We start from the raw sequence: 25,361 nt of genomic DNA on the forward strand, positions 1-25,361 counted from the left end.
GCAGGCTCTTGAAAAACGGTTGCGTTACCGGAGTACCGACCAGGAAAACGACATTCTTTTGAGAATGACCAACGCCCGTTTTGAACTGCATTCCATTCGGGATTACCATTATCTGGTCGTGAATGAAGAATTGCAGGTCGCCGTCAATAAATTTCATGCCATCATCGTTGCGGAACGTTGTCGGATCCGCTGAGATGGTTTTTTAGTACCGGAAACATACCCAAGAAAGGATGAGCGGATCAGTGTTACCGATAGATGAACTGGTCAGGAAAACCGGAAATCGTTATATCCTTACCTCGGTTGTAGCCAAGCGGGCCAAACAACTTAATGAAGGAGCCAACCCGATAGTTATGGTCGAAGGATACCATAAGCCCCTCATTATTGCCCTGTTGGAAATCGAAAAAAAAACTGGTGAAATCGAGCTGACAACCAAGGAATGATCTATCATCCCAGGGACTTCTGGAAGCGTAAAACAATCCTGTACGGTGTGAGCGGAGGAATCGCTGCGTACAAAGCCTGTGGAATCGTCAGCCATCTGGTGCAAAGCGGTGCTCAAGTCCAGGTGGTCATGACCCGAAATGCCCGGCAACTTGTCGGAAAGGCGACTTTCGAAGCGCTGACCGGTAAACCGGTAATCACGGAGACTTTTTCAGGAACGGGAAACATTCACCATATCAATCTCGTCCGAGAAAGCGATTGGATCGTTGTTGCGCCGGCCACGGCCAATATTCTGGGAAAAATGGCTTCCGGAATCGGTGATGATCTGCTCTCGACATTGTTATTGGTCTATCCCCAAAAAGTCATTCTTGCGCCGGCGATGAATTCCGGTATGTGGAATAACCCGATGGTTCAAAAGAACGTGGTGTTACTTGAGCGTTCCGGGGTGGGAATCATTCAGCCTGTTTCCGGATGGTTGGCCTGCCGGGAGGAGGGACCTGGCCGATTGCCGGACCTCGAACCGTTTATCGAAGAACTGTATTACCGGATAAAGACACCAAAACGCTTAACCGGTAAAAAAGTGCTGGTCACCGCCGGTCCGACCCGGGAATGGTGGGATCCGGTTCGGTACATCTCCAATCCTTCGAGTGGGAAAATGGGTGGAGCTTTATCCTCCGCGGCCAGAGCGGAAGGAGCGCAAGTCAGGATGATCTGCGGAGCGGTTTCGGAGAGAATGCCTTCCGGTATTCCAGTCTATACTGTGGAAACGGCCCGGGATATGGAGCGGGAAGCGGCCATTCATTTCAAATGGTGTGATATCTGTTTCATGACTGCAGCGGTGTCTGACTTCCGTCCGATTGAGTATGTCTCCCACAAGCTGAAAAAGAATGCCGGACAGGGGGCTTTCCTGGAATTTGTACTGAATCCGGACATTCTCGGTGGATTGGGAGAAAACAAAGAAAATCGGATCTTGGTCGGTTTCTGTGCGGAATCCGACGATCTCCTCAGCGAGGCGCGATGTAAGTTACACAGGAAAAAAGCGGACCTCGTTGTCGCCAATCTCATCGGCCGGGACGGGAGCGGCTTTGGCGTGCCTACCGTTAAGGGGTGGATCGTTGACCGGGAGGGCCGGGAAACCCCTTTTCCCCTGATCGATAAAACTGACCTGGCTACTCTGATCATCGATCATATTTCCAGCCATTTTTCTGAAACATTGACCCCTCCTCAGTAATGCCGGCACAGGAAATTACCATGAAGGGATACCGGGTCCAGGTTGCGTTACCGGTACCGGTGTATAGAACCTTTACCTACGGTATCGACAGCCGTCTCGCTGGAAAAATCACCTTGGGGAGCCTGGTCGAAGTGGAGTTGGGCCAGAGGCGGCTTCATGGGGTCGTTACTGCGCTTACTGGTGAAGAGGATGAGCGGGATCTCAAGACGGTGATCGACCGGCTTCCGGTGAGCCCTTTACGAGCCTGGCAACTCCGCTTGGCGGATATACTGGCCAAACGGTACTTTGCGGCTCTCGGGGAAGTTTTGGGTCTATTTATTCCTCCCTACCGGCCGGCGTGGGGGGTCTTGTCCGAGTGGCGCGTCTATCCGGGAACAGTGGAAGAATCAGCCGTTCCGGTCCCCCGGGAAGGGCAAAACCTTTTTCTTTGGAAAGAAGAACATCACCTTCGGAAACAGGATATCGAGCGGCTCGTCAAACGAGGAGCCATTGTTCTTGACCGGAAACCAACCGGTTTTCCATCTGTGCAGTATGAGGCGACGAAGAAACCGGAGTTTCGGTGGTCTTCGATACCGTTTCGGGAAGACCGGGAGGCTTTTTCGGCCCATGTCGTCGATCAGTGTCTCAAGACCGGGGAAAAAGCCTTTTTTGTTTTTCCGGATATCGAATCGCTCGATCGATCGATAGGGTTTTTACATAAGAGGTTTCCCTCCCTGCGGCTCATCCGTTATGATCGCCGGCTCTCCGGACGCGATCGTTTCCTCTGTTTTCTTGAGATCGAAGGGGGTAATTACGATATTCTATGCGGAACTCACATCGCCTGTTTTCTTCCGGTGGATCATGTTTCATTCCATATAATTTTTGATCCGGAAGAACGCGGCCATGTTTCTGACCGGTTTCCCCGCTATGAAACCCTCCAGGTTCTCCGGGAGAAGATCGCACTCACGGGGGGCTTACTGCAGGTTGTCGGGGTGAACCCCGGATTGCACCTCACTTATGAGCTCCGGGAACGGCGATTTACCGAACACCGGTTTACCTCATCGGTTCCTCTCCGGACCGACCGGGTCATTTATTCGGTCGTTGTGGAAAAAAAAAGAACCATTCTATCCATGACTGCCCGTCTGGCTATCGGGAAAGTGCTTGAGCAGGGCGGGTGTGCGGTTATATGGACCCAGAAAAGCGGCTATGCCGCAGCGTTGGGATGCCGTGACTGCGGCTTTTATTATTCCTGCCCGAAATGCGAGACAGCGTATCGTTATTCCCGGGAAAAAGTCGTCTTGAATTGTCCCCTCTGCGGTTTACGCGATGAGCCCAAGAGGATCTGTCCTAAATGTGGGGGGGGTTGGTTCGACCCCTGGGGCGTTGCGGTGGAAAGTGTTTTTGAAGAAATCAGGAAAGGATTTCTGGGAGTGGAGGTACGCTTAATCGAAGGCAAAATGGAAGGCCGGGCCGGAGACGCGGAAATTCTGAAGCCGGGCATTCTGGTCGGAACGTCGGCGATTCTTGCCGAGCCTCTCCTCCGGAAAAGTGAACTGATGGCCCTGATTTCACTGGATGACTGGTTGAGAATTCCTGATTTTCAGGCAAGGGAGAGATTTTTTCTCGCACTGAAAAAAATCCTAACCTATCTCGGTACCGAAGTTGCCTCACGACCAAGCTTGATTGTTCAAACCTCTCCCATGTTCGAGCAACGGGTGTCTTATCTCTTCGAATCAGTAGGCACTTTCTTCGCCCATGAATTGGCCAAGCGCAGAAAAATTGCTTACCCGCCGTTCGCGGGATTGGTCAGGATCATCGTTCAAGGAGGGAATACGGATAGGCGGAATCGGGTTTGTAATGAATTGACCTTGCGGATTCGAGAGGCTGGTTTTTCCGCCTTCGGACCTTATCCGATTGCCGGTATCCGGAAGAGGGGAGCGGTTTCCGATGAAGTCACGGTTCACTTCCCCTTGGAAAGAAACGGGCAGTTGTATTCACTTGTAGGCCGTATTCTTTCCACTAGGAGAACCGGCGGTGTCCGTATCGATTTTGAAGTATTCTGATAATCGAAACCATACGAATAACCGCTGGCGGTGGCCGGCCATCGAGGGAGTTGATGATGAACAGACGAAAGATTCTCACGTACGGTCATAAGCTCTTGCGCGAGAAAGCTCTTCCGGTGTCAGTCGCCAATGGATCGGTGATTGATATGCTCGATGACATGAAAACAACCATGCATTCCAGTGCGGGGATCGGCCTGGCCGGCAATCAAGTCGGGATCATGCTGCGCCTGATCACTTTGATTCATCCGGACACCCGGGAGACTCTATCTCTGATCAATCCCGAAGTGGTCGATTGCGGGGAAGAAACTGAACAGGCCGAAGAAGGTTGTCTCAGTGTGCCGGACATATTCTGTAAGGTCGAGCGTCCCCGGAAGGTAACTGTACGAGCCCTCACGCCTTCCGGTAATGTGCTGGAATTGACCGGAGAGAATCTGTTGGCCCGGATATTGCTTCATGAAATAGACCACCTTAACGGGGTTCTCTTCGTGGATCGGCTCAATCCCATCCGGCGTCTTCTCGTGTCCAATAAATTGAAAAAATTTTCAGTCGCTGGAGAGTATTACCAATGAAAACAGTATTTCTCGGTACTTCGGTTTTTGCTCTGCCGGTTCTTGAGGCCCTGTTCCTGAACGGTCATGAGCTTGCCGCGGTGATCACCCAACCGGATCGACCCTGTGGGCGGGGTCTTAGGATAAGTCCTTCCGCCGTGAAAAGCAAAGCGGAGGAACTCGGCATACCCGTTTGGCAACCAGTTAGGGTCAATGCTCCGGACTTTTTGACTATGATCCAGGATGTAGTGGAACCTGAGGTGCTGATTGTGGCGGCTTATGGGCAGATCTTGAGAAAAAAACTCCTGTCGATACCGCGGAGGGGTTGTATCAATGTCCATGCTTCTCTTCTGCCGGCATACCGGGGAGCGGATCCGATACGCTGGACATTGCTGCGTGGTGAGCAGAAAACCGGGGTCACTATTATGTTGATGGATGAAGGTGTGGATACCGGACCAATTTTATCTGCCCGGGAGCTGTTGGTCAACGAAATGGATAATGCAGAGACACTGACGTCTCGTCTGGGGCAGCTCGGCTCCGGGCTCTTGATCGAGACCCTTGCTGGCATGGAACAAGGAGAGATAACGCCCCGTACTCAGGACAACGAAAAGGCCTCCTATGCTCCGCCAATGACCCGGCAAATGGTTCAGATCGACTGGAGGCTTTCGGCCCGGGAGATTGTAAATCAGATTCGAGCCTTTTCCCCCTGTCCAGGGGCGTATGGAATCCTGAATGGGAAGCGGATTCATATTCTGCGAGCATCCGTTGGAATTAGTAAGTCAACATGGGAACCGGGGACGGTTATCGGGATAGAAAAAGAACAGGGGATCTTGGTTGCAACCGGGGAAGGGATGGTGACAGTCACCCAGCTCAAACCGGAAAACAGAAAAGCGCTCCATTTTCGCGACTTTTGCTGTGGGTATCGCCTTGCGCCCGGGGCCGGGTTTTCAGTTGAGTAAAAATGAGAAAAGCATTGGAGAAATTCATGTACACAGGAGGTGACCGGTATGGTTTTTTTACCGTTTGATTTTTCAGTCATTTTGATCATTCCTGCCCTGATCCTGGCTTTTTACGCCCAATTGCGGGTGAAAAACACCTACCATACCCTCTCCCGGATCAGGGCTAAGGCCGGCCTGTCAGGTTCGGAGGTGGCTGCCCGCCTGATGCAGCAACTCGGGCTCCGGGTGGGGCTCGAAGAAGTACCCGGAGTACTCAACGACCACTACGATCCGTCGAAGGAAATATTGCGGCTATCCAGCCCGGTTTATCGGGGAGGATCGGTTGCCGATTACAGTATTGCGGCTCACGAGGTCGGTCACGCTCTGCAGAAACGGGAACGCTATGGATCTTTCGCTCTTCGTTCTTTCCTGGTTCCGGTGGCCGGATTTGGGTCCCGGATGGCCATTCCCCTCTTTTTTTTCGGCTTGATTTTTGCCTTTCGGCCGCTTATGGATATCGGTATTCTCTTCTTCAGCTTGGCGGTTCTATTTCAGCTTGTGACACTACCGGTTGAATACGATGCCAGTCGCCGGGCTTATCAGGTCCTTGACGCTTCCGGGATGCTCAGTGTCGAGGAAAGGCCGCTTGTAAAGAAGATGCTGAATGCCGCCGCGCTCACCTACGTCGCGGCAACCGCGGTTGCCGCTCTGCAGCTGATTCGTCTGCTGGTGTTGCGAGGCTCTCGGGATTGAAAACGCTCAAAGGGGTCCGGAATCTGGACCATCTCCCTGTACCGGTCTGAAATCTTCTCTTTCTGGGAGCGCGTCAGCTTGCCCGAATGAGTCGGACTCCGGTTTACGCAGTGCTGAATGGAAAGGTTCGGCCGGCTGGACAGTCCGATTTTCATGGTTTTATTCCCCTGCTCAATGCGGTCTTGCGGAAACTTTCCAGATAGCGGGGTTCATTGATCGAGGTTTATGAGCGATGGGAAATGGATCTCCCCGGCTGGCTAGAGCAGAAGGGCAAGAACGGATCGGTCCGGCCGCTTTGTGACGCTTAAAATATGTCTTAGCCCGGCCGCCCGTTTTAACCCTGCACCTAAGTTGGTGGGGAGAAAACCGTCAAGATCTGTGGATTGCCCGGACCCTGCGGAATCTTCCGGAGCATGCGGAAGGCCGTTTTTATATTCAGGACAGTGGTTCTATCGTTGCGATCGATGTTTTGGATCCCCGCGCGGAGGAAACGATTGTGGAAATTGGGCGCGGGACTGGAGGCAAGACCTTCGGATAGCTCGATCGACGGAAAACAAAGGAGTCATTACTGCCGTAGATTGTCATCGGAAGAATCTTGATTCCACTGCAATAAGTAATTTTGTTGCAAAAGAACGAAGGAAGCCGGGGCCTAAATTGCCTAAATCAGCCGCCGAAATCGCCGCATTTTCGAAGTAAATATGCCAGGGATGGCCTTTTCAGCAGCACTGCAACCGGACGTGGTCATTGAGGCGTGCCAGAAAATGCCAGATGAGGCGGGGCTGATGGCAACGGGGCCTTGCTGAAATGAGTTTTTGCAGCAAAATCAATATTGAAATTTTGCTGAATCGGGTAAGGCGGACAGGCATCGACATCATCGTTCCACGTTGCACCGGAGCGCAGGAAATGGAGTTGAATCTGTCCGGGAAAGCGGACCGGGTTATGGTTGATGCTCCCTGTTCCGGCCGGGGAGCCTTGCGGAGAAACCCGGAAATCGCAATTACGATCACCCAGCGTGACGTTGCCATGCTGGCCGAATTGCATAACGTATGTTGATTGAAGAGCCCCCGGTCTGGTGAAATTTGGCGGGTTTTTGGTATACTGTGTTTGTACTTTGACACATCAAGAAACAACTGAATTAGTCGATGTTTTTTGAGTTAGAGACTGGCCAGATCTTCCGGAAACTTTCGGTTCATGAAGTCATCCGGAAGGGATTTTCGGGAGACACGGCCGTTGATGGAACCTGGCTGGAATTGTGGCCGCACGAAAATGATTCCGACGGATTTTTAATGCGGCCGGGAGGAAACAGTGGTCGTAAAGAAAGCAAGTGTTGTTTTTTTTGCCTTCCGGTTTTTCCTGAATGTTCTTTTATTTGGGTTGGGCCTGATCTTGAGCGCTTACCTGGGCCTGGTCATCTTTCAGTACTACCTGACGAGCAATGCCCTCGTTCTTCCAGATTTTCGGAATCTTGACCTGGTTGGTGCGGTGAATCAGGCCTCCCAGCTTGGTATCCGGATTGAAGTCCAGCGCGTGGAAAACGATCCGGCGATGCCCTCGAATATCATCTTGTCCCAAAATCCGATGCCTGGTGTGGAAGTAAAAAGAGGCCGTAAGGTTCGGGTCATCCTCAACGGACAGGTCGCCGGCATACCTCAGGCAGCAGCAGATGTCCATACGGTTCCTGATGTAGTGGAGATGGATCTTGATGAAGGACGTTATCGATTGGAAAACGAGGGATTCCAGGTCGGAAGGGTGGTCGAGGTAACTCATGAAACAGTTCCGATGGGGCTGATCATCTCTCAGAATCCCCCCGCCGCGAGCAGCGTTCCCGCCGAGAGCACGATCCAACTTTTAGTCAGCACCGGTAGCAGGGCGGATGAAGTCGCCCTCCCCGTTCCAATCAACGTTCCTGACGTGGTGGGCTTGAAACTGGAAGAGGCCAGGAGCCTACTTACTCAACGAGGTCTGATGACGGGGGCTGTCGAGGAAGTCCCCCTGCCGGACCGAGACCCGGGAATCGTTGTCCGACAAACTCCCGAAGCGGGAGCTTCCTTGCTATCCGGAGAATCGGTCGGTTTGGCCGTCAGCCAAGTGATCGAAGGCTTGCAGGAGATGCGGCTCCGTTTCCCGCTTCCCGATGTGGCCGTCGACATCACCGTGCAGGTGGTGGTCCATGACGATTTTGGAGAGCGGGTGGTTTATGAACGGGTTCACCAGGGGGGAGAAATGATGGAACTGATCGTGGAAACCAAGGGACGAGGAAGAGTTGTCATTTACTTAAACGGCTTTTATTATTGGGAAAGAGAAATCTGAAATTTCGGCCCCTGAGTTACTGAGGGATCGCCTACAGAGTTTCCCCCCGGTGTTGGACGGAACAGGAATTTTCCAGAAAGGAACCCAGTCGTGGCCAGGCTCGCACCGTCAATTCTCTCCTGTGATTTTTCCCGTCTGAAAGAGCAGTTGCAGGCTGCCCAGCGGGGGGGAGCGGAAATCATTCACCTTGATGTGATGGATGGACACTTTGTTCCGAACATGACTTTTGGTCCACTGATCGTCGAAGCGGTGCGCAAGATACTCCCCGACGGTCTGCTCGATGTTCACCTCATGGTCGAGGAGCCGGCGAAATATATCAATGACTTCACGGCAGCCGGCGCAGACTTTTTGAGCTTTCATGCCGAAACAGTCCCCGATTTTGACCGGGTGATCAACCTGCTCCGTTCTTCCGGTCTCCGGCCGGCCGTAGCCTTGTGTCCCGGCACTCCTGTCTCGGCCATAGAAAATGTGCTTCATAAGCTAGACATGGTATTGTTGATGACCGTAAACCCAGGGTTCGGCGGTCAGCGATTTATCCCCGGTATGGAACGCAAGATCAGTGAACTGAAAAAATCAATACAGCAGCGCGGCCTGTCGGTCGAAATCGAGATTGACGGGGGGATCCAGCAGAATAATATCGAGTTTTTGGCCTCCCGGGGAGCAACGATTATTGTCGCCGGGTCGTTAGTCTTTTCTGATCACGATCGCATCGAAGCGACGGTACGGTCGCTCACGGAAAGAATTCGCCCCTTCTGAAAAGAAGGGTCGAACAATAGAAAAAGCCCCTGAACCAACCATAGTCAGGGGCTTGGACCTCTCCACCGATCTGTCAATAATAACCGCGGACACAAGCTGATACCTATGCCGAAGCTCTCACCCTTTTTTGATTTTTCCGGCTTTCAGGCAGGAGGTGCAAACACTGACCCGCTTCATCTGTCCTTCCTGGAAAGCTTTAACCTGTTGGATATTCGGTCGCCAGATTCGCCGGGTCACTCGGTGTGAGTGACTGATACTGTTTCCAAAAATTGCCTTTTTCCCGCACACTGAACACTGCGCCATAATGATCCTCACCTTTCCGCATTTTCCACTTCACTATACCACAGCCCCCTTTGACTTTTCAACCGCGACAGGGAATTTCAATCCGCACAAACCCGCTCCTTTTCGGTATAATGAAAGAGATAAAAGTTAAAGGACCTGTCTTGTTGGCCGGCTGATTCATGCAGTCCGGATGAACGGGAAAGCAAGAACAGGATGACCAGATGACATGAATTACGAGGATATCCCCCGGCAGTTTGGTATAACGATTCTTTTTTGTAAGGAACCCCTGTTGGATGGAGGGGATTGGAATATAATAGGCAAGCACCTTCTTTTTCAGGGCCGACCTGCTGAAGCTCTGAAAAGTTTCGATCGATCGTCGATCCCTTTCCCGGGTCATGGCGAAGCTCAGAAGAACCGGAGCTGTTGTCTCATTATCCTGGGACGGATTTCCGAGGCGGGGGAGTCTTACCGAACAGTGCTTGAGAGCGATCCGTATGACGCAATCAGACGGCACAAGCTGGGGCACTGTTTTCTTTCACTCCGGGAAAAAGAACGTGCGGTTGAGTGCTGGAAAAAAGCGCTTGCCTGCGATTTGCGTGATGCCCTTTCCCTCAATTGCCCTGAGGCCGTATTGCTGGAAAATCGCGAATGGGAGAAGGCCCTGCCTTGCTTTGATCAGGTGATCGCTGTCTCCCCTCCCTTTTCCGAAGTCTGGATCAATCGGGCAGAATTTCTTGAAGAACTTCAGGACGCTCTGAGATTGTTTGAACAAGCCTTGGCCATTGAGCTCCGGAACTCCCGGACTTGGTTTCTTGAGCAGCTGGAACGATTGCCGGAAACGCTAGTCTGCTATGAGGCCCTCCAGTTGGATCCGGAATTCGCCGAAGCCTGGCAGGGAAAAGCCCAGACCGAGGAACGATTGGGAAGACAGCGGCAGGCCGGATATTCCTGCCGGAATTTTTTGAAATACTCCGGTTTTCGCTTTCCGGAACAGGAACTTTGGGCCGCCGAGCGTCTTTGGGGGTGGTCTTGATGACAAACTCCTCCGGATCGCCCCCGCTGTCCACCCTGATGAACAGGCAGCGGTTACTCGCGGTCGTGGCTCTGGAAAAACAGCGCCTCGACAACCGTTCGGTTGTGGGCGGGTTTGACCGGTTTATGCGACTCTGGGGGCGCACGATGGGTGTCCCCGGCTGGAGCGACGCCGAAACGTACCTGGAAAGTTATCTCACTCTATCGATGACGGGGAGGAGACGCCTCATCAACACGTTGGAAAAGATGCTCACACAATTGCCCGAAACCGGGAGAGAGAATTGTGAAAAACGGGAAAAGCCGGAGCGGCCGACCCATGTTACACGGCTTCGCGAGCCGGTGCGCAGCCTCCAGGGGGTGGGTCCGGTACTTGACCGGAAGCTTGCGCAACTGGGTGTCCGTACCCTAGGAGACTTTTTATACGCCTTTCCTCGTACCTATCGGGACCGGGGTGAGATTCTGAGCCTCTCGGACCTACAGGAAGGACGCTTGCTTACTGTTGAAGCCGTGGTTTTTGCACAACATCGTATACCAACCCGGCGGAAGCGGCTCCTGAAAATTGTCTTGGCGGAGGGAGACCGGAAGGCCAATCTGGTGTGCTTCAACCAGGAATATCTGGCCCGCATTCTTCTTCCCGGAAAAAGAGTCAAGGTTACTGGCACTTTCTCTTTCCGTTACGGAGCCTGGGAGACGTCTGATTTTGATTTCGAAGTCGTAAATGAAACCGGGCACGACGACTCCGGGTTTTTACGGATTCAACCGGTTTATTCCCTGACCGAGGGATTATCCCAAAAACGCTTTTATACTTTGGTTTCCGAGGTCCTGGATGAATTTTTGGAGGACGTGGAGGAAGTCCTTCCGGAATCGGTACGCACCCGGTATAAGCTCGTGAAAAAACAGGAAGCGATTCGGGAACTGCACCGGCCCAGACGGTCTAACTTTACTGAACTGATCGCCAGAAACAGCGTGGCTCACCGTTCGATCATTTTCGAAGAATGCCTGGTTTTTGCCCTGGGATTGAGATTGAAACGTCAGGCGATCAAAAAAGTCCGGAGTCGGAGCTATTCTCCACAATCAACCCTGGTCAGGCATTTTCTCGATTCCTTGCCGTATCGACTGACCAAGGCCCAGGAACAGGTGTTTCGGGAAATCGTCGCCGACCTGACCCGACCCATTCCTATGAGCCGTCTGGTGCAAGGAGATGTCGGTTCCGGGAAAACAGTGATCGCTCTTCTGGGGGCTCTGCAGGTTATTGGACAGGGAAGTCAGGTGGCCATGATGGTGCCCACCGAGATCCTGGCCGAGCAACACCATCAGAGATGGAAAGACCCTCTGGAAAAACTGGGGGTGACAGTCGGCTTGCTGCGAGGGGGGACGGGCAGAGAAAAAAATACCTTAATCAAAGCCATCAAGCAAAAGACGATTGACCTGGTGATCGGTACCCATGCCTTGATTCAGGATCAGGTGATCTTTGCGGATTTGGGGCTGGTGATTGTCGATGAACAGCATCGTTTCGGTGTGACCCAGCGTTCCAGGCTCCAGGAAAAAGCGGAGTATCCTCATGTTCTGGTCATGAGCGCCACACCCATCCCTCGTACCCTGGCTCTTACTCTTTACGGCGATCTGGATATTTCGGTGGTGGATCAAAAGCCGGCCGGCCGGAAAAAAATAGTGACTTGCTACTTTCGTGAAGACGAGAGACATAAGGCTTATAACCGGGTGGCCGGCTTCCTGGATCGCGGCCACCAGGCGTATGTGGTCTGCCCGGCTATCGAAGAAAATGATGATGAAATGGTTTCGGTGAGGAGGATCTTCGAAGAGCTGCAAAATAAATGGCTGAAGGATGCCCGGATCGCGATGCTTCATGGTCGACTTTCCCTTCAGGAAAAAGAAGCGGTTATGCGCCGGTTTGTCCAGCGGGAGATCGACGTTGTGGTGGCGACATCTGTAATCGAAGTGGGTGTGGACGTCCCGACGGCCAATGTGATGGTTGTCGAGAATGCCGAACGATTCGGTTTGGCGCAACTCCATCAACTGCGGGGGAGGATCGGCCGGGGAGAGAGTGAGGCGCTGTGTATCCTGTTGACTCGCTCTGCCGAGGGACCGGCGCTGGAGCGGGTCAGGATCATGACCACAATTGACGATGGCTTTGTTATAGCCGAGGAAGACTTGAAGATGAGGGGACCTGGCGAATTTTTTGGAACCAGACAGCATGGGCTCTCGGAATTTCGTTTAACTGATCCCCTTACCGACTGGCCCGTGCTTGAACAGGCTGTTCACGAAGCCGGGCTTCTTCTGGAGGAAGACCCTGATTTGTCCTTATCCGGGAATAAGGCGATCTGTCGAGAGGTCGAAGAACGTTTTGCTTATCGTTTTAAGGCGGGGGAACTGGGTTGAATGGGCTATCTGCGGATAACCGGGGGGCGGATGAGGGGAAGGAAAATTGTCGTACCGGCTGGACTTACCGTCCGTCCGATGCAGGACTTCCTGCGCGAGGCGCTATTTTCGATACTGGGTGACCGGGTGGCCGGGGCCGTGGTGGCGGATTGTTTCGCAGGAACGGGTTCAATCGGATTGGAGGCTTTGAGCCGAGGAGCGGCGAAATGTTTTTTTCTGGAACAGGACCGGCGGACTACTTCCATTCTTCGCGGAAATATCGCCCGGTGCGGGGTTGAATCGTTGGCTGTAATACTCAGAGGAGATTGGTTTCACGGTAGAGTGCAACGCCAGTTGAAAGAAAAAATCCATATTGCCTTTATCGATCCACCCTTTGCCGTTGACCACCAGCGAGTGGTACAGGATTTGGTTTTCTATGAGGGAGTTTTCCGGGAAGCCATTCTCGTGTACCGGTACCCATGGAAAATCGATCCGTTCAGCCAGGCTTCCTTTCTTGATGTTTTCGACCGGCGCCGGTATGGAGAGAATGGGCTGGCTTTCTTTAGTTTTCAAAAAACGGTCATTGACCAGGACCGAGACTTGGAGAACATCCTGTGATTGTTATTTACCCGGGTAGTTTTGATCCGGTGACCAATGGTCATTTGGACATCATCGCGCGAGCGAACGGCCTTTTTCAGAAAGTGATTGTGGCGATCCTCCATAACCCGGCCAAAGATTCTCTGTTTACCGCGAGCGAACGGGCAACCATGCTTAAGGAAGCGGTCCGGGAACACAGGAGGGTCGAGGTGGAGGTTTTCGATGGATTACTGGTAAATTTTGCCCGGGCCAGGAAATGCCGCCTGGTTTTGCGAGGACTGAGGGCCATATCCGATTACGAATACGAGACCCAATTGGCATTGACGAACCGTAGACTGGCTCCGGAAATCGAAACCTTCTTTCTGCCGACCAGCATGGAATTCTCTTACCTCAACTCTTCCGCGGTGAAAGAAATAGCTCGGTTTGGAGGTTGTGTGAACGAGTTTGTTCCCCCGGTGGTTGCGGAGGCCCTGCGAAGAAAATTTGAGACTTATGATTGCGGAAAAGGAGGCCTATTGTTGTGAATCAACTGGAAACCATTCGAAACAGGGCGAAAGCCATACATAAAACGGTGGTATTACCGGAAAGTACTGATGAGCGGGTTTTACAAGCGGCAGAGAGCGTTACCCGCCAGGGCATCGCTTCGGTGAAGCTCCTGGGAGACCGGGAAGAGGTCCGGGAAAAAGCTGCTGAACACGGAATCGACTTGACGGGAATTGATATCGTGGAGTACCGGAAAGAGGCAAAACGATCGCAGTATACAGAGGATTTGCTCCAATTGCGGAAGAGTAAAGCAATGACCCCCGAACAAGCTGAACAATGGCTCCTCAATCCCATGTACTATGCCTGCATGATGCTTCGAGAGAGCCGGGTGGATGGAGTGGTTGCCGGAGCGGTTTTGCCCAGTCCGAACGTCATTAAACCCGCCCTGCAAATTATCAAGACGGCACCCGGGGTGAAAATTGCTTCGAGCTGTTTTCTGATGTCAGTTCCGAATTGTCCATACGGTGAAGACGGCGTCTTTTTCTATGCCGACTGTGGCTTCGTTCCGGAACCGAACGCGGAAGAACTGGCCCATATAGCCTTGACCACCGCTCGAACGGCCGAGTTATTGCTTGGTATCGAGCCGCGCTTGGCCATGCTCTCCTTCTCTACTAAGGGTAGCACTTCGCACCCGCTGGTCGATAAGGTGGTAGAGGCGACCAGAATTGCCCGCTCGTTGAATCCCCGACTGTCCATCGACGGTGAACTGCAGGCTGACGCCGCCATTGTACCGGATGTAGCGGCGAAAAAATCTCCGGACAGCACGGTGGCTGGACGAGCCAACGTGCTGATCTTTCCCGATTTGAATGCCGGTAACATCTGCTGTAAGTTAACCGAGCGCCTGGCCAAGGCGACGGCGATTGGGCCGATCCTGCAGGGTTTGGCCAAACCGGTGAACGACCTCTCCCGGGGTTGCAAGGCTGAAGATATTGTCGATCAGGTAGCGGTGACCGTTTTGCAAACCCGGTTTTAACCGGTTGGCGATATTGCGGGGGATAAACGAGGAAATGGAAAATAGAAGGAACAAAAGAATGATTTTGCTGCAAAAACTCATTTCAGCAAGGCCCCGCTGCCATCAGCCCCGCCTCATCTGGCATTTTCTCGCACGCATCAATGACCACGTCTGGTTGCAGTGATGCTGAATTACTTATTGCAGTGGAATCAAGAAATAAAACCAGAACGATCGGTTTCCAGAAAAGGAGATGGAGAGCATGTATGTCCTGGTGGTAAATTGTGGAAGTTCGACGGTAAAATACCAACTGTTCCAGATGGAGGAGGAAAATGGAGACGATGTCCTAGCCCGGGGCCTCGTGGAACGGATCGGGATTGCCGGCTCGAATATCGAGTACAAGACGGCCAGAGGAGAAATCATCAGAGAAAGATCGATCGCCAACCATCGGGTTGCCCTGGAATGGATAATGGAGACCTTGACCGATCCGGAAATCGGAGTTATTCACAATGCCTTACAAATTAATGCCATCGGGCATCGCGTGGTGCATGGCGGGGAAAAATTTACCGACTCGGTGTTAATCGACAAAGGAGTGTTACAGGTGATCAGGAGTTGTTCCGAGCTGGCTCCTCTGCATAATCCTCCAAATATCCTGGGGATTGAGGCCTCTCAGGAACTGATCCCCGGTATCCCCCAGGTGGCGGTCTTCGATACGGCTTTCCACGGCGGCATTCCGGAATATGCCTATATCTATCCAATTCCATACCATTTTTACGAAAAACACCGAATACGCCGGTATGGCTTTCACGGAACCTCACATAAATACGTTGCCGAAAGAGCAGCGAAAATGATAGGGCGCCCTCTCAACGAGTTGCGGCTCATCACCTGCCACATGGGTGGCGGTGTAAGTTTCGCCGCCATTAAAAACGGCCAGTCCATAGACACATCCATGGGCTTCACTCCTCTTGAGGGATTGGTGATGGGGACGCGCTGCGGCGATATCGATCCGGCGATCGTTTTATACCTCATGGAGAAGGAGAGATTGAGTCCGAAGGAAATGGATGGAATTTTGAACAAGCAAAGCGGTGTGTTGGGGGTTTCCGGCGTCAGCAGTGATACCCGGGATATTGAGGATGCAGCTCCAAGCAATCACCGGGCCAAATTGACTCTCGAGCTTATCGCCTACCGGGCGAAAAAGTATATTGGAGCCTACACGGCAATTTTGGGGGGGATTGACGGGGTCGTTTTGACCGCTGGAATCGGAGAGAATTCCTCCTATATTCGTAAATCGCTGTTTATGGGCCTCGAACATTTCGGTGTGGAGATCGATGACGAAAAGAACACGATTCGGAGACGGGAAGGTTTCATCCAGACCGATTCGTCCCGGGTTAAAGTCATGGTGATTCCTACCAACGAAGAATTAATGATCGCTTTTGATACATTCCGATTGGTGAAACAAAGGGAGTGAGCTGCTTGATACTCTTTATCGGTGAGGTCAAGAAGGAGACCGGCAAGAGGAGCCATGACAATTTACACGATGTGATCGAACCGTTCGTGCAGGTCGACGAGCGCATCGTTTTTCCCCGACCGGCAAACCTCTCGGTGACCCTGACCAATTGTGGATCGGAAATTCTGGTGGAAGGAACCCTGCGGGTTGAAGCGATCATCTCCTGTTCCCGATGCCTGGAACCTTTTGTCTATGAGATCGAGGGAGAGATCTGCCTTGAGCTCCGTAATGCCGACCGACTGGTCAGGACTTCACAGATCGAGGCGGAAGCTCAGGAGGACAGCGATATCAGGTACTACCACGAAGACGACAATTATGTAGATATCAACCGCGAAGTCAGGGAGACGGCCATCCTCAACCTACCCATGAAGCCGATATGTCGGCCCAGTTGCCGCGGACTCTGTACTCTGTGTGGAGAAGACTTGAACCGGTCGAAATGCGGTTGTAGAAAAACCGTGATAGACTCGCGTCTCTCGAAATTACAGAATTGGCGACAGAATGAAAAATAAGCTGGAAGGTTTTCAAATCGGATAAAATGTGGTATTCTTGCCCGAGTTTGTAAGGGGAGGACAAGTGATCTACGCTATGTGACTGTTTTGCGACCTGCCCCTTGAGTTCCGGCCGCCGATAAACCATGAAGGGGGATCGACGGAATAGGAGGAATGAAGAGGGGCCAAGACTTTTCTGTTTCCGGAACGAACTCTTGGATAAGGATATCCGATATCAGGATAGTCGTGGACCGGGATATAGGATCGTATGAAGATGATAAGGGAGGAAATCCAAGATGGCGAATTTGACCAATAAAACATCGCGGTGCCGAAGAGATAAACGCAGAACGCACTGGGTTCTCACAACGCCGAACCTGTCGGAATGTCCCCAGTGTCACAAACCAAAACTTTCCCACCGTGTATGCACCGAATGCGGGTATTATAAGGGGAAATCGGTCATCAAGACCAAGAATTAAGTGCGGAGACAGGCATGAGAATCGCCGTTGATGCATGGGGTGGTGACTTTGCTCCCCGGGAGATACTCCTGGGACTTAAGGAGGCTCGTTCATCCCATGATGATCTGTTGGTTCTCGGACCGCGGGATAAACTCGGCTCCCTCTACAGCGAGATGAGTATGGATGAAGCCGATTTTCCTATTGTCGATGCCCCGCAGATAATCGAGATGGACGAGGATCCCACCAGGGCCATCCGACGCAAGCCGAACGCGGGGATTACCCTGGGAGTTCGCTTGATGTCCGAGGGCAAGACCGAGGCCTTTATATCCGCCGGAAACAGCGGTGCGGTCATGACGGCTGCCTGGATTGGTTTGCGTCGTATTGGGGAAATCGAGCGGCCGGCGATCGCAGTCCTCATTCCCAGCCACAATTCCTATACCGTGGTGCTGGATGTCGGCGCGAATATGGATTGCAAGCCCAAACACCTCTTGCATTTTGGGATCATGGGGGCCGAGTATGCCCGAATCGTCCTGGGTATTGACCGTCCGCGGGTTGGTTTACTCAGTATCGGAGAAGAAGAAGGCAAAGGAAACGAAGTGGTCAAAGCCGCTTATCAGCTTTATAAAGACCGCCGTGAACATTTCCGTTTCGACTTTACCGGCAATGCGGAGGGTCAAGATATTGTGAACGGTAAAATCGACGTCGCGGTTTGTGACGGTTTTACCGGGAATGTGTTGCTGAAATTCGGGGAGGGGTTGATTGAGCTCATTTTTCAAAGGGTTTCAAGGGAATTGGCCGGTACGCTCCAGGAAGAACGGATCCGCCATGTTTGGAAAAAACTGGATCGAAGTGAGTATGGAGGGGCCCTCCTCCTTGGTGTCGAGGGGATATGTATGATCTGTCATGGTAAATCGAAGGCGCGCGATATTCACAGTGCGATCCGAAAAGCGAAAGACCTGGCTGACCAAGGTATCGTTAAGAAAATCAGGACCAGCTTGACCAGTTTGGAAGCCTGATGAACCCGGTTCGGTTTGTCCTGGTTCGCCGTAGCATTTCCTGCCGGTCTTTTCCGGTATCTCAACCAGTCGGTGCCCGGCGGCAATGAACAGAAAAATACAGTTGAGGGGTTAGAGTTGAGCTTTGGGAATAGAGAGAACAATCCTGCGACTTGAAATGCTACGTGGGAAAAAATTGATAATTTGCACCCTTCTACTACGTAATTACAGGGGAGAAACAGCATGAGAACCAGAGTGACCGATATTCTCGGAATCCGTTATCCGATTCTCCAGGGAGGAATGGCCTGGGTGTCCACCGCGCAGCTTGCTGCAGCGGTTTCGCGAGGTGGTGGTTTGGGAATTATCGGAGCCGGAGGAATGTCCGCGAATGAACTGCGCGAAGAAATACGCCGGGCGAAAACACTGACTACAGAGCCTTTTGGCGTCAACTTGATGCTTCTTTCGCCGGTCATTGCCGAGCAAATCTACGTCGTCAAGGAAGAGCGTGTTCCGGTTGTGACCACCGGGGCCGGTAATCCATCTTCTCTTCTTAAGGAATTCAATCAGTTGGGGATCTTGACTGTTCCCGTTGTTGCCTCAGTCAGTCTGGCCAAGCGGTTGGAACGCAGTGGAGCGGATCTGGTGATTGCTGAGGGCATGGAATCGGGTGGGCATATCGGGGAAATAACGACCATGTGCCTGATCCCGCAAATGGTCGACGCTCTGGACATACCTGTTGTCGCCGCCGGGGGAATCGGTGACGGCCGGGGAATGGCCGCCTCATTTGCCCTTGGTGCGGAAGGTGTGCAAATGGGAACCCGGTTCATATGCACGATGGAGTGTATGGTCCACGAACGCTATAAACAGGCTATCATCAAGGCTTCCGATCGTTCGACGACGATCACTGGATTGTCTACGGGCCACCCGGTGCGCAGCCTTCGAAACCGGCTGAGCCGTCGCTTCACCGAACTGGAAGAGCGGCGGGCGTGCCGGGAAGAAATGGAGGCCTTGGGCGAGGGGTGCCTTCGTCGGGCAGCCTGTGAAGGCGAGATCGAAGACGGTTCAGTCATGGCCGGACAGATTGCCGGTCTGATCCATGATTGCATGCCGGTCGGGCAGATCATCGAACGCTTGATTGAGGAAACGAAAAAAGCTCTGTTTCACCTCGAAAGGATCGTTAGCGAATGACTCTCGCTCCGGTTTTTGTCTTTCCTGGACAGGGTTCACAAAAAGTCGGGATGGCCGGGGATTTCCTGAATTCCCGTTCGAATCTTGTCGAGCGATTTTTCGCCCGGGCCAGCCGGTTGTGTGGGATCGATCTGTTTGCGCTTTGTCAGGAGGGTCCCGAGGAAGTACTCGCGCTCACGGCCAATGCGCAACCGGCGATACTCACGCTTAGTGTCGTTGCCTATCACCTGTTTACCGAACAAAGTGGTATATTACCCTCGGTGGTCGCCGGACATAGTCTTGGCGAGTATTCCGCCCTGGTGGCCTCTGGATGTCTTGATTTCGACGATGCGGTTCGGGTGGTCAGGCATAGGGGTGAATTGATGCAAAAGGCTGTACCGCTGGGAACCGGGACGATGATTGCTCTGGTGGGGATACCGCCTGATCAGGTTTTGGACATGACCAAAGAGCTATCAACTATTGGTCCGGTTGAAATTGCCAACCTGAATTCGAGTGACCAGACAGTTCTCTCTCTCGCCTGTTCCATGAAGGAAATGGTTCTGGAAGAGTCCCGGCGCCGGGGTGCAAAGCGAAGCGTCGAACTCAAGGTGAGCGCGCCCTTTCATTCTTCGTTTATGAGGGAGGCATCCCGAGCCTTCGCTGACTTTATCCAATCAGTGCCGTTTAAAAAGCCGGTTTTTCGGTTTATCTGTAACGTTGACGGAAACGAGGCCACCGATCCCGGGTTGATCAGGGAGCTCCTGGTCCGCCAGATGTATTCACCGGTTCAGTGGAAAACGATCATGGATCGCCTCTTCCGCGAAGGATATCGGGATTATTATGAAATAGGACCGGGGAAGGTTCTCACCCGCCTGATCAAAAGGGAATACCCGGAGACAGTCGTTTGTTCCATCGACTCGATGCAGGCGATTGAACGGTCTGTGTCCGGGGAGGAGGGTGGATAACCATGGAAGCACCTCATGAGCAGGTCGCTTTGATTACCGGGGCCAGCCGGGGGATCGGCCTGGCGATAGCTCGTGCTCTGGGACAACGTGGATACCGGATTGCCTTCAACGATGTCAGTGAGCGGGAAACAATAGATTGTGCAGTGCACGACCTCGTCTCCCAAGGGATCGAGGCTGTGGGATATACAGCGAGCGTCACGGATCTACCCGTTCTTTCAAAGATGGTGGACGAACTCACGGATCGTTGGGGGGGCATAGATGTTTTAGTAAACAATGCCGGGATTACCCGGGACGGGTTGTTCGTCAGGCTCCCGGAGATACGTTGGAACGAAGTGCTCACCGTCTGTCTTCTGGGGACCGTGCACTGTTCCCGGGCCGTTCTCAAGGGAATGTTGAAACGGAGATATGGCCGCATTGTCAACATTTCTTCAGTTGTCGGATTTACTGGCAATGCGGGTCAGACAAGCTATGCAACGGCAAAGGCGGCGATCATCGGATTCACCCGTTCTCTGGCTCGTGAGGTAGCCGGCCGGAATGTCACCGTCAACGCCGTGGCCCCCGGTTTCATTGATACGGATATGACTAAAGCACTTCCCGAGGAGGTGAAAGAAAGCTGGCTTTCTCAGGTTCCATTGAAAAGATGGGGAACACCGGAGGACGTTGCAGAGGTCGTGGCCTTTCTCGTATCGCCTTCGGCAGGCTACATTACCGGTCAAACCATTCATGTGAACGGCGGCCTGTATATGGGGTAGTTGAAGTATTTATTTCTATCTTTCAGGCCGGCAAATCCGCGATGGTGGTGTTCCGGCTTCCAGTATTTACGGTTGGCAGAGTGCAAGGAAAACACACTTGGGAGGTGTTATTGAAATGGACGTTTTTTCCAAAGTAAAAGAAATCATTGTCGATCAGCTGGGCATTGACGACGAAGACGTGCTTCCGGATGCTTCTTTTATAGACGATCTGGGAGCCGATTCACTGGATGTCGTGGAATTAATAATGGCCTTTGAGGAAGAATTTGATATTGAAATTCCCGACGAAGATGCGGAAAAAATAACCAACGTTTCTGAAGCGGTGGAGTATATCGACTCGAAGCTCTCCTAACCGGGATCGGTTTAATGCTTTCCAGGGAACAGGAGCTTTTCGAACTCGAAAACACGATTGGCTATGCGTTCCGGAACCGGGAGTTGCTTCGAACCTCCCTGCGACACAAATCAGCCCTGGAAGGGAAAAACGGGATATGCAATGACAAGCTGGAATGGTTTGGTGACAGGGTAGTCGGCCTGTTTATTGCCGACTACCTCTTTCAGCATTACGAGAAGCCGCGCAGCTGGCTTTCTGCAACGATAGAAAGGTGGGCCAGCGCGGAATGCCTGGCTCAGATCGCCCGCCGAATCAATCTGGGGCGCTACGTGGAGTTGGGGCGGGGAGAGAAAAAAAACGGTGGCCCGACAAAAGATTCCATTCTCACCGGCACACTGGAAGCTTTGATCGGTGCGGTTTTTCTTGACTCTCACTCTTATTCGGCAACCCGGGCGGTTCTCCTGGATATGATCGCCAGAGGGGGCGGCCTGGAGGGAACCTTCTTATCGGTAAATTTTAAAGAACTCCTGCAAAAATGGTGCCTGAAGAGCGCCAAATGCCTTCCGGAATACATCGTCGTGGAAACTGTCGGGGATGGCGAAATACCGTATTATCAGGTCGCAGTGAAGGTAAGTGGTCGAGTCGTTGCCGCAGGAGAGGGAAAAAACAAAAAAAAAGCTGAGCAAAACGCTGCTGAAAACGCCTTGGAAAAGCTGATTTATGCTCCATCGGACCCGGACAATCATCAATGCGATTGAAAAATCTTGTCGTGCAAGGTTTTAAATCCTTTGCTTATTCGATTGCCGTAGAGTTTGCCCCGGGACTGAACGTTGTAGTGGGACCGAACGGGTCGGGGAAAAGCAATATTATCGATGCACTTCGCTGGGTATTGGGGGATCACTATCGGGAAATGCGGGTTTCCCAAAACCGTGAGGTGATTTTTCACGGCTCACCTGCGGCAAAGCCTTTGGGAATGGCCTTTATCGAAACGGAATGGATCGATGAAGCCGGCGATGCATTTCATATATCCAGAAAGCTGTTCGGTTCCGGTGAATCGGAATATGCTTTCAACCGCAATCGGATCCGCCTGAAGGAGTTGCGGGAGCAGGTCTATAAAAAGGGGTTTCCCGGTGAAACAATCGGGGTCAATGTTGTCGATACCGGTAAACTCCAGATTCTTTTTGACTATCGTCCGGCCGAGCGGTACCGCCTCTTTGAGATGTCCAGCGGTTTGTATGGAATGAAGCAAAGGCTTCTGCGTATCGGTTCACAAGTCACCCGCGTTTCCGAGAAGCTCGAACGTCTTCGTGATAGAATTTCAGAAATCTCGCTCCAGGAAAATCGGGTGGCCAGGCTCGCTCAGGATGAAAAAGGATTTCTGGAATTGATGACCGAGATCAGAGAGCTCAAGAGAATATTCCTGGATCGGTCGATTGCTGAGCGGAAAAAGAAACTGAACGACCTGATAAAGGAAATCTCGGAAATCGACCGGGCTGTTGATATGACGGACTACTGGTTGGACCAGCATTCCGGGATTTTGGAAAGCCTGAAAGAGAAATACGAAAAGTGTCAAAGCGATCAGGAAACACTCAACGCTTCGATCTCCCGTCTCAATGAAGAACGCCAGACCGCTGAACGAGAGCTGTACGGCTTCCTGACCCGGGCCCGTCAACGATCCTGGAGTGTTTATGAAGCGCAGGTGGCTCTTCATCAGATCGAAAAAGAGAGCCTCCGCCTGGAGAAGAAGCTGGTCGACGTGCGGAGTGTCCTTGAGGAGTCTTTGTCTCTTGAGGAAGAAATTGCAGAGTTGATCAGAGAGAGGGGCCAAGCCAGGGAAGGTGAGCGCAAGGCCTTTGAGGAACTCTTTCGCATACAGGAAGCCTGTTCACTTTCCACCGGCTTTTACCGGCAGAACGAGAACGAGAAAAATGATCTGGAAGAAGAAATGAGCGATCTCGCGGGGGAACTGGTCCGTACCCGCCAGAAGTTTGTCCAGGAGTCTGAAAAACTTGAAACGCTCAAACTCCAGGAGGCTGATTGTACCCGCCAGAAGGCAGCCGTTCAGGAGCATCTAAACCGAGTTTCCCATCTGGTCCGGCGCGTGGAGAAAAAAGCGGGAAGTTATTTGCAGGCCGGGAAGATCGGGGAAGACTGGCGTGCCCGGATTGAAGGAATGGGTGAATCCGGATGGTCCGGGACGCTCCTTTATGCCCTGGGATGGTTAATGAGGGATAAGGAAATCTTTTCGGACGACACATCCTGGGAGAAGGAGACTTTGATTGGCTCCGGCCGGGTCATGATCCATCGGAATCTTATACCCTCTTCCTCCGGATGGTCTGTCGTGGCTTTATCCACGATTGTCGATTTGTTTCTCCAGGGAAAGCGGCCGGATGATAACCTCGTTTCTCGGGGGGGAGAGCTTCTCTACCTCAGGAGCGGATTTCTCTATTACCCAAAGAAGGTTCTTTTTGAAGAGCGCGGCGGGCGTTTTTTCCGCAGTTTCAATCGACGGCGGGAAGCTTGGCGGGCTAAGGAAAAAAACCTTGAACAAGCCCTCTCGGCAAACGACCGCCGGTACTCGGAGACCAAACACCAGCGCTTGAAACAGGAAAACGAAATTGGACGCCGGCAGGAACGGATGGATCTTCTGGAAGCGGAACTGGCGAAAAAACAGGACCGGCTGAAAAAGATTTCTGAACGACTGCAGGAGCTGGCTGTGGCCCTTAGGGATAGACAGCGGGAAATCGCACAAGGAGAAACGAACCTTTCGTTCTGGCGGGAAAAGGGACAGCAACTCGAAACAGTACTCGCCGAAAAAGAAAAGCGACTTCTGCACTGGGAAAGGATGCGGGCCGGCAGGGAAAGACTGCAAGCGGAAACAGCACATCTCAGGCAGGATTATAATCGTTCTGTTGCCACAATACATTCCATACAGGTTGGAATGTTTTCGTCGGAGAAGGAATTGTCGGAACTGGCCAACCGACTTTCCGAAACCCGTTCGTCACTTGAACAGTGTCAGGCAACCCTTCGGTGTGTCCAGGATGAATACCGGAAGCTTGGTTTGGAACGAAACAGTTTGCGACGGCAGTGTGAGGAAGAAAAGAGCAAGAAGGAAAGCAACTTAAAAAGAAGAGATAAGTTTTATTTTTTAAAAGAAAAAATGCACTATGAAACACAGGAGTTTGAAAGAAGACAAGAGGAACTTGGTCACTTTTCCAGTCCTCCGCAAATAGAGCCTTCTTACCGGGACCAAGCGGTTCTGGAAAAGTTGATCCGCGAGAAGGAGGCCCGGCTCCAGACCTTAAATGTGCGCCGCGGAGCCATTGAAGAATATGCCGAGCTTAAAGAGAGAGGGGATGCCCTGCGGGCTAAACTTACCGGGTTCGAGGAGGGTTTGAGCCGTTTTCAGCGGGAGTTCTTCCAGTGTGACCGGGAACTTCGGGAACGATTTTTCCAATATGTCGCTAAAGTCAATGCCCTGTTTATCGAATATTTCACTCGGGTCTTTGGGGGCGGTGAGGCGGGAGTGGTCTTAGCCGGTGATGGTTTGGAGATTACGATTAGGATCCCCGGTAAGCGAAGGCAGAGCCTGTCTCTCCTCTCCAGCGGGGAGAAAGCGTTGTGCGGACTCTGTCTTTTTCTGAGCCTTTTTCGTGCCGGTTCTTTTGTATTCTGTTTTTTTGACGAAGTCGATGCGAATCTCGATCATTTCAACAGCTCCAGGCTGGCGGAAGTTCTCCGGGAATACGCGGAGCAATGCCAGATTGTCATCGTCACCCATCAGGAGGAAATCATGGAGATTGCCGATCGAATCATCGGAGTTACGATGGCTGAACCGGGGGTATCCAGGGTGATACCGCTTGATAATCTCCGCCAGGTTGATCAACTGGAGACCAGTAAGCGATAGAT

25 protein-coding genes are annotated in these 25,361 nt (G+C 52.3%); 24 read left to right on the forward strand and 1 reads right to left on the reverse strand.

Features of this window, described 5'->3' with window-relative positions:
• From VLH40_04550 to rpe, 10 genes are all read left to right on the forward strand, one after another.
• Nucleotides 1-193, forward strand: a 193-nt coding sequence (locus VLH40_04550) for a hypothetical protein (GenBank protein ID HSV31278.1), incomplete at its 5' end; no start/stop codon positions are given.
• 49 nt (nucleotides 194-242) lie between these two features.
• The gene (rpoZ, locus tag VLH40_04555; GenBank protein ID HSV31279.1) at nucleotides 243-440 is read left to right on the forward strand and encodes a DNA-directed RNA polymerase subunit omega; all 198 of its coding nucleotides are present in this window, start codon (nucleotides 243-245) and stop codon (nucleotides 438-440) included.
• Nucleotides 437-1,669 (forward strand): bifunctional phosphopantothenoylcysteine decarboxylase/phosphopantothenate--cysteine ligase CoaBC, encoded by a 1,233-nt coding sequence (gene coaBC, locus VLH40_04560; GenBank protein ID HSV31280.1) that lies wholly within the window; start codon nucleotides 437-439, stop codon nucleotides 1,667-1,669. The genes rpoZ and coaBC overlap by 4 nt, the downstream gene beginning before the upstream one ends.
• A gap of 20 nt (nucleotides 1,670-1,689) precedes the next feature.
• The gene (locus VLH40_04565) at nucleotides 1,690-3,711 is read left to right on the forward strand and encodes a hypothetical protein (GenBank protein HSV31281.1); all 2,022 of its coding nucleotides are present in this window, start codon (nucleotides 1,690-1,692) and stop codon (nucleotides 3,709-3,711) included.
• A 56-nt stretch (nucleotides 3,712-3,767) separates the two neighbouring features.
• On the forward strand, nucleotides 3,768-4,280 hold the full coding sequence (def, locus tag VLH40_04570; GenBank protein ID HSV31282.1) for a peptide deformylase: 513 nt from the start codon (nucleotides 3,768-3,770) through the stop codon (nucleotides 4,278-4,280).
• Nucleotides 4,277-5,218 carry a methionyl-tRNA formyltransferase gene (gene fmt / locus VLH40_04575; GenBank protein ID HSV31283.1) on the forward strand — a complete coding sequence of 314 codons (942 nt, stop codon included), beginning with the start codon at nucleotides 4,277-4,279 and terminating at the stop codon, nucleotides 5,216-5,218. The genes def and fmt overlap by 4 nt, the downstream gene beginning before the upstream one ends.
• A gap of 48 nt (nucleotides 5,219-5,266) precedes the next feature.
• On the forward strand, nucleotides 5,267-5,950 hold the full coding sequence (locus tag VLH40_04580; GenBank protein ID HSV31284.1) for a zinc metallopeptidase: 684 nt from the start codon (nucleotides 5,267-5,269) through the stop codon (nucleotides 5,948-5,950).
• An 804-nt stretch (nucleotides 5,951-6,754) separates the two neighbouring features.
• Complete coding sequence (locus VLH40_04585; GenBank protein ID HSV31285.1) at nucleotides 6,755-7,003, forward strand: hypothetical protein; 249 nt, start codon at nucleotides 6,755-6,757, stop codon at nucleotides 7,001-7,003.
• A 252-nt stretch (nucleotides 7,004-7,255) separates the two neighbouring features.
• A complete protein-coding gene (locus VLH40_04590) occupies nucleotides 7,256-8,260 on the forward strand; it encodes a PASTA domain-containing protein (protein HSV31286.1) in 1,005 nt (334 codons plus the stop codon).
• A gap of 90 nt (nucleotides 8,261-8,350) precedes the next feature.
• Nucleotides 8,351-9,016, forward strand: coding sequence for a ribulose-phosphate 3-epimerase (gene rpe, locus VLH40_04595; protein HSV31287.1), 666 nt, complete (start codon nucleotides 8,351-8,353; stop codon nucleotides 9,014-9,016).
• Between the two features lie 117 nt (nucleotides 9,017-9,133).
• On the opposite strand, the gene rpmB is transcribed toward rpe, so the two are convergent.
• Entirely contained in the window at nucleotides 9,134-9,319 is a 186-nt protein-coding gene (gene rpmB, locus VLH40_04600) for a 50S ribosomal protein L28 (GenBank protein ID HSV31288.1), read from the reverse strand.
• A 205-nt stretch (nucleotides 9,320-9,524) separates the two neighbouring features.
• On the opposite strand from rpmB, the gene VLH40_04605 reads away from it, so the two are divergent.
• From VLH40_04605 to VLH40_04670, 14 genes are all read left to right on the forward strand, one after another.
• Nucleotides 9,525-10,331 carry a tetratricopeptide repeat protein gene (locus VLH40_04605; GenBank protein ID HSV31289.1) on the forward strand — a complete coding sequence of 269 codons (807 nt, stop codon included), beginning with the start codon at nucleotides 9,525-9,527 and terminating at the stop codon, nucleotides 10,329-10,331.
• A complete protein-coding gene (gene recG, locus VLH40_04610) occupies nucleotides 10,331-12,727 on the forward strand; it encodes an ATP-dependent DNA helicase RecG (GenBank protein ID HSV31290.1) in 2,397 nt (798 codons plus the stop codon). The genes VLH40_04605 and recG overlap by 1 nt, the downstream gene beginning before the upstream one ends.
• Complete coding sequence (gene rsmD, locus VLH40_04615) at nucleotides 12,728-13,324, forward strand: 16S rRNA (guanine(966)-N(2))-methyltransferase RsmD (GenBank protein ID HSV31291.1); 597 nt, start codon at nucleotides 12,728-12,730, stop codon at nucleotides 13,322-13,324. It begins immediately after the preceding gene.
• Entirely contained in the window at nucleotides 13,321-13,827 is a 507-nt protein-coding gene (coaD, locus tag VLH40_04620) for a pantetheine-phosphate adenylyltransferase (GenBank protein ID HSV31292.1), read from the forward strand. The genes rsmD and coaD overlap by 4 nt, the downstream gene beginning before the upstream one ends.
• Complete coding sequence (pta, locus tag VLH40_04625) at nucleotides 13,824-14,819, forward strand: phosphate acetyltransferase (protein HSV31293.1); 996 nt, start codon at nucleotides 13,824-13,826, stop codon at nucleotides 14,817-14,819. Before coaD ends, pta begins: the two co-directional genes overlap by 4 nt.
• Before the next feature lie 238 nt (nucleotides 14,820-15,057).
• A complete protein-coding gene (locus VLH40_04630) occupies nucleotides 15,058-16,263 on the forward strand; it encodes an acetate kinase (GenBank protein ID HSV31294.1) in 1,206 nt (401 codons plus the stop codon).
• Between the two features lie 5 nt (nucleotides 16,264-16,268).
• The gene (locus VLH40_04635; GenBank protein ID HSV31295.1) at nucleotides 16,269-16,811 is read left to right on the forward strand and encodes a DUF177 domain-containing protein; all 543 of its coding nucleotides are present in this window, start codon (nucleotides 16,269-16,271) and stop codon (nucleotides 16,809-16,811) included.
• Between the two features lie 469 nt (nucleotides 16,812-17,280).
• Nucleotides 17,281-18,261 (forward strand): phosphate acyltransferase PlsX, encoded by a 981-nt coding sequence (gene plsX / locus VLH40_04640; GenBank protein ID HSV31296.1) that lies wholly within the window; start codon nucleotides 17,281-17,283, stop codon nucleotides 18,259-18,261.
• 222 nt (nucleotides 18,262-18,483) lie between these two features.
• Nucleotides 18,484-19,428, forward strand: coding sequence for a nitronate monooxygenase (locus tag VLH40_04645; GenBank protein HSV31297.1), 945 nt, complete (start codon nucleotides 18,484-18,486; stop codon nucleotides 19,426-19,428).
• Nucleotides 19,425-20,372 (forward strand): ACP S-malonyltransferase, encoded by a 948-nt coding sequence (gene fabD / locus VLH40_04650; protein ID HSV31298.1) that lies wholly within the window; start codon nucleotides 19,425-19,427, stop codon nucleotides 20,370-20,372. Before VLH40_04645 ends, fabD begins: the two co-directional genes overlap by 4 nt.
• 2 nt (nucleotides 20,373-20,374) lie before the next feature.
• The gene (gene fabG, locus VLH40_04655) at nucleotides 20,375-21,124 is read left to right on the forward strand and encodes a 3-oxoacyl-[acyl-carrier-protein] reductase (GenBank protein ID HSV31299.1); all 750 of its coding nucleotides are present in this window, start codon (nucleotides 20,375-20,377) and stop codon (nucleotides 21,122-21,124) included.
• Nucleotides 21,125-21,239: 115 nt separating this feature from the next.
• Nucleotides 21,240-21,473, forward strand: coding sequence for an acyl carrier protein (gene acpP / locus VLH40_04660; GenBank protein ID HSV31300.1), 234 nt, complete (start codon nucleotides 21,240-21,242; stop codon nucleotides 21,471-21,473).
• A gap of 14 nt (nucleotides 21,474-21,487) precedes the next feature.
• The gene (rnc, locus tag VLH40_04665; GenBank protein HSV31301.1) at nucleotides 21,488-22,210 is read left to right on the forward strand and encodes a ribonuclease III; all 723 of its coding nucleotides are present in this window, start codon (nucleotides 21,488-21,490) and stop codon (nucleotides 22,208-22,210) included.
• Nucleotides 22,201-25,359, forward strand: a complete 3,159-nt coding sequence (locus VLH40_04670) for an AAA family ATPase (GenBank protein HSV31302.1) — start codon at nucleotides 22,201-22,203, stop codon at nucleotides 25,357-25,359. The genes rnc and VLH40_04670 overlap by 10 nt, the downstream gene beginning before the upstream one ends.
• The last annotated feature ends 2 nt before the right edge of the window (nucleotides 25,360-25,361 follow it).

The organism is Atribacteraceae bacterium, from assembly GCA_035477455.1.
Taxonomy (GTDB): Bacteria; Atribacterota; Atribacteria; order Atribacterales; family Atribacteraceae; genus DATIKP01.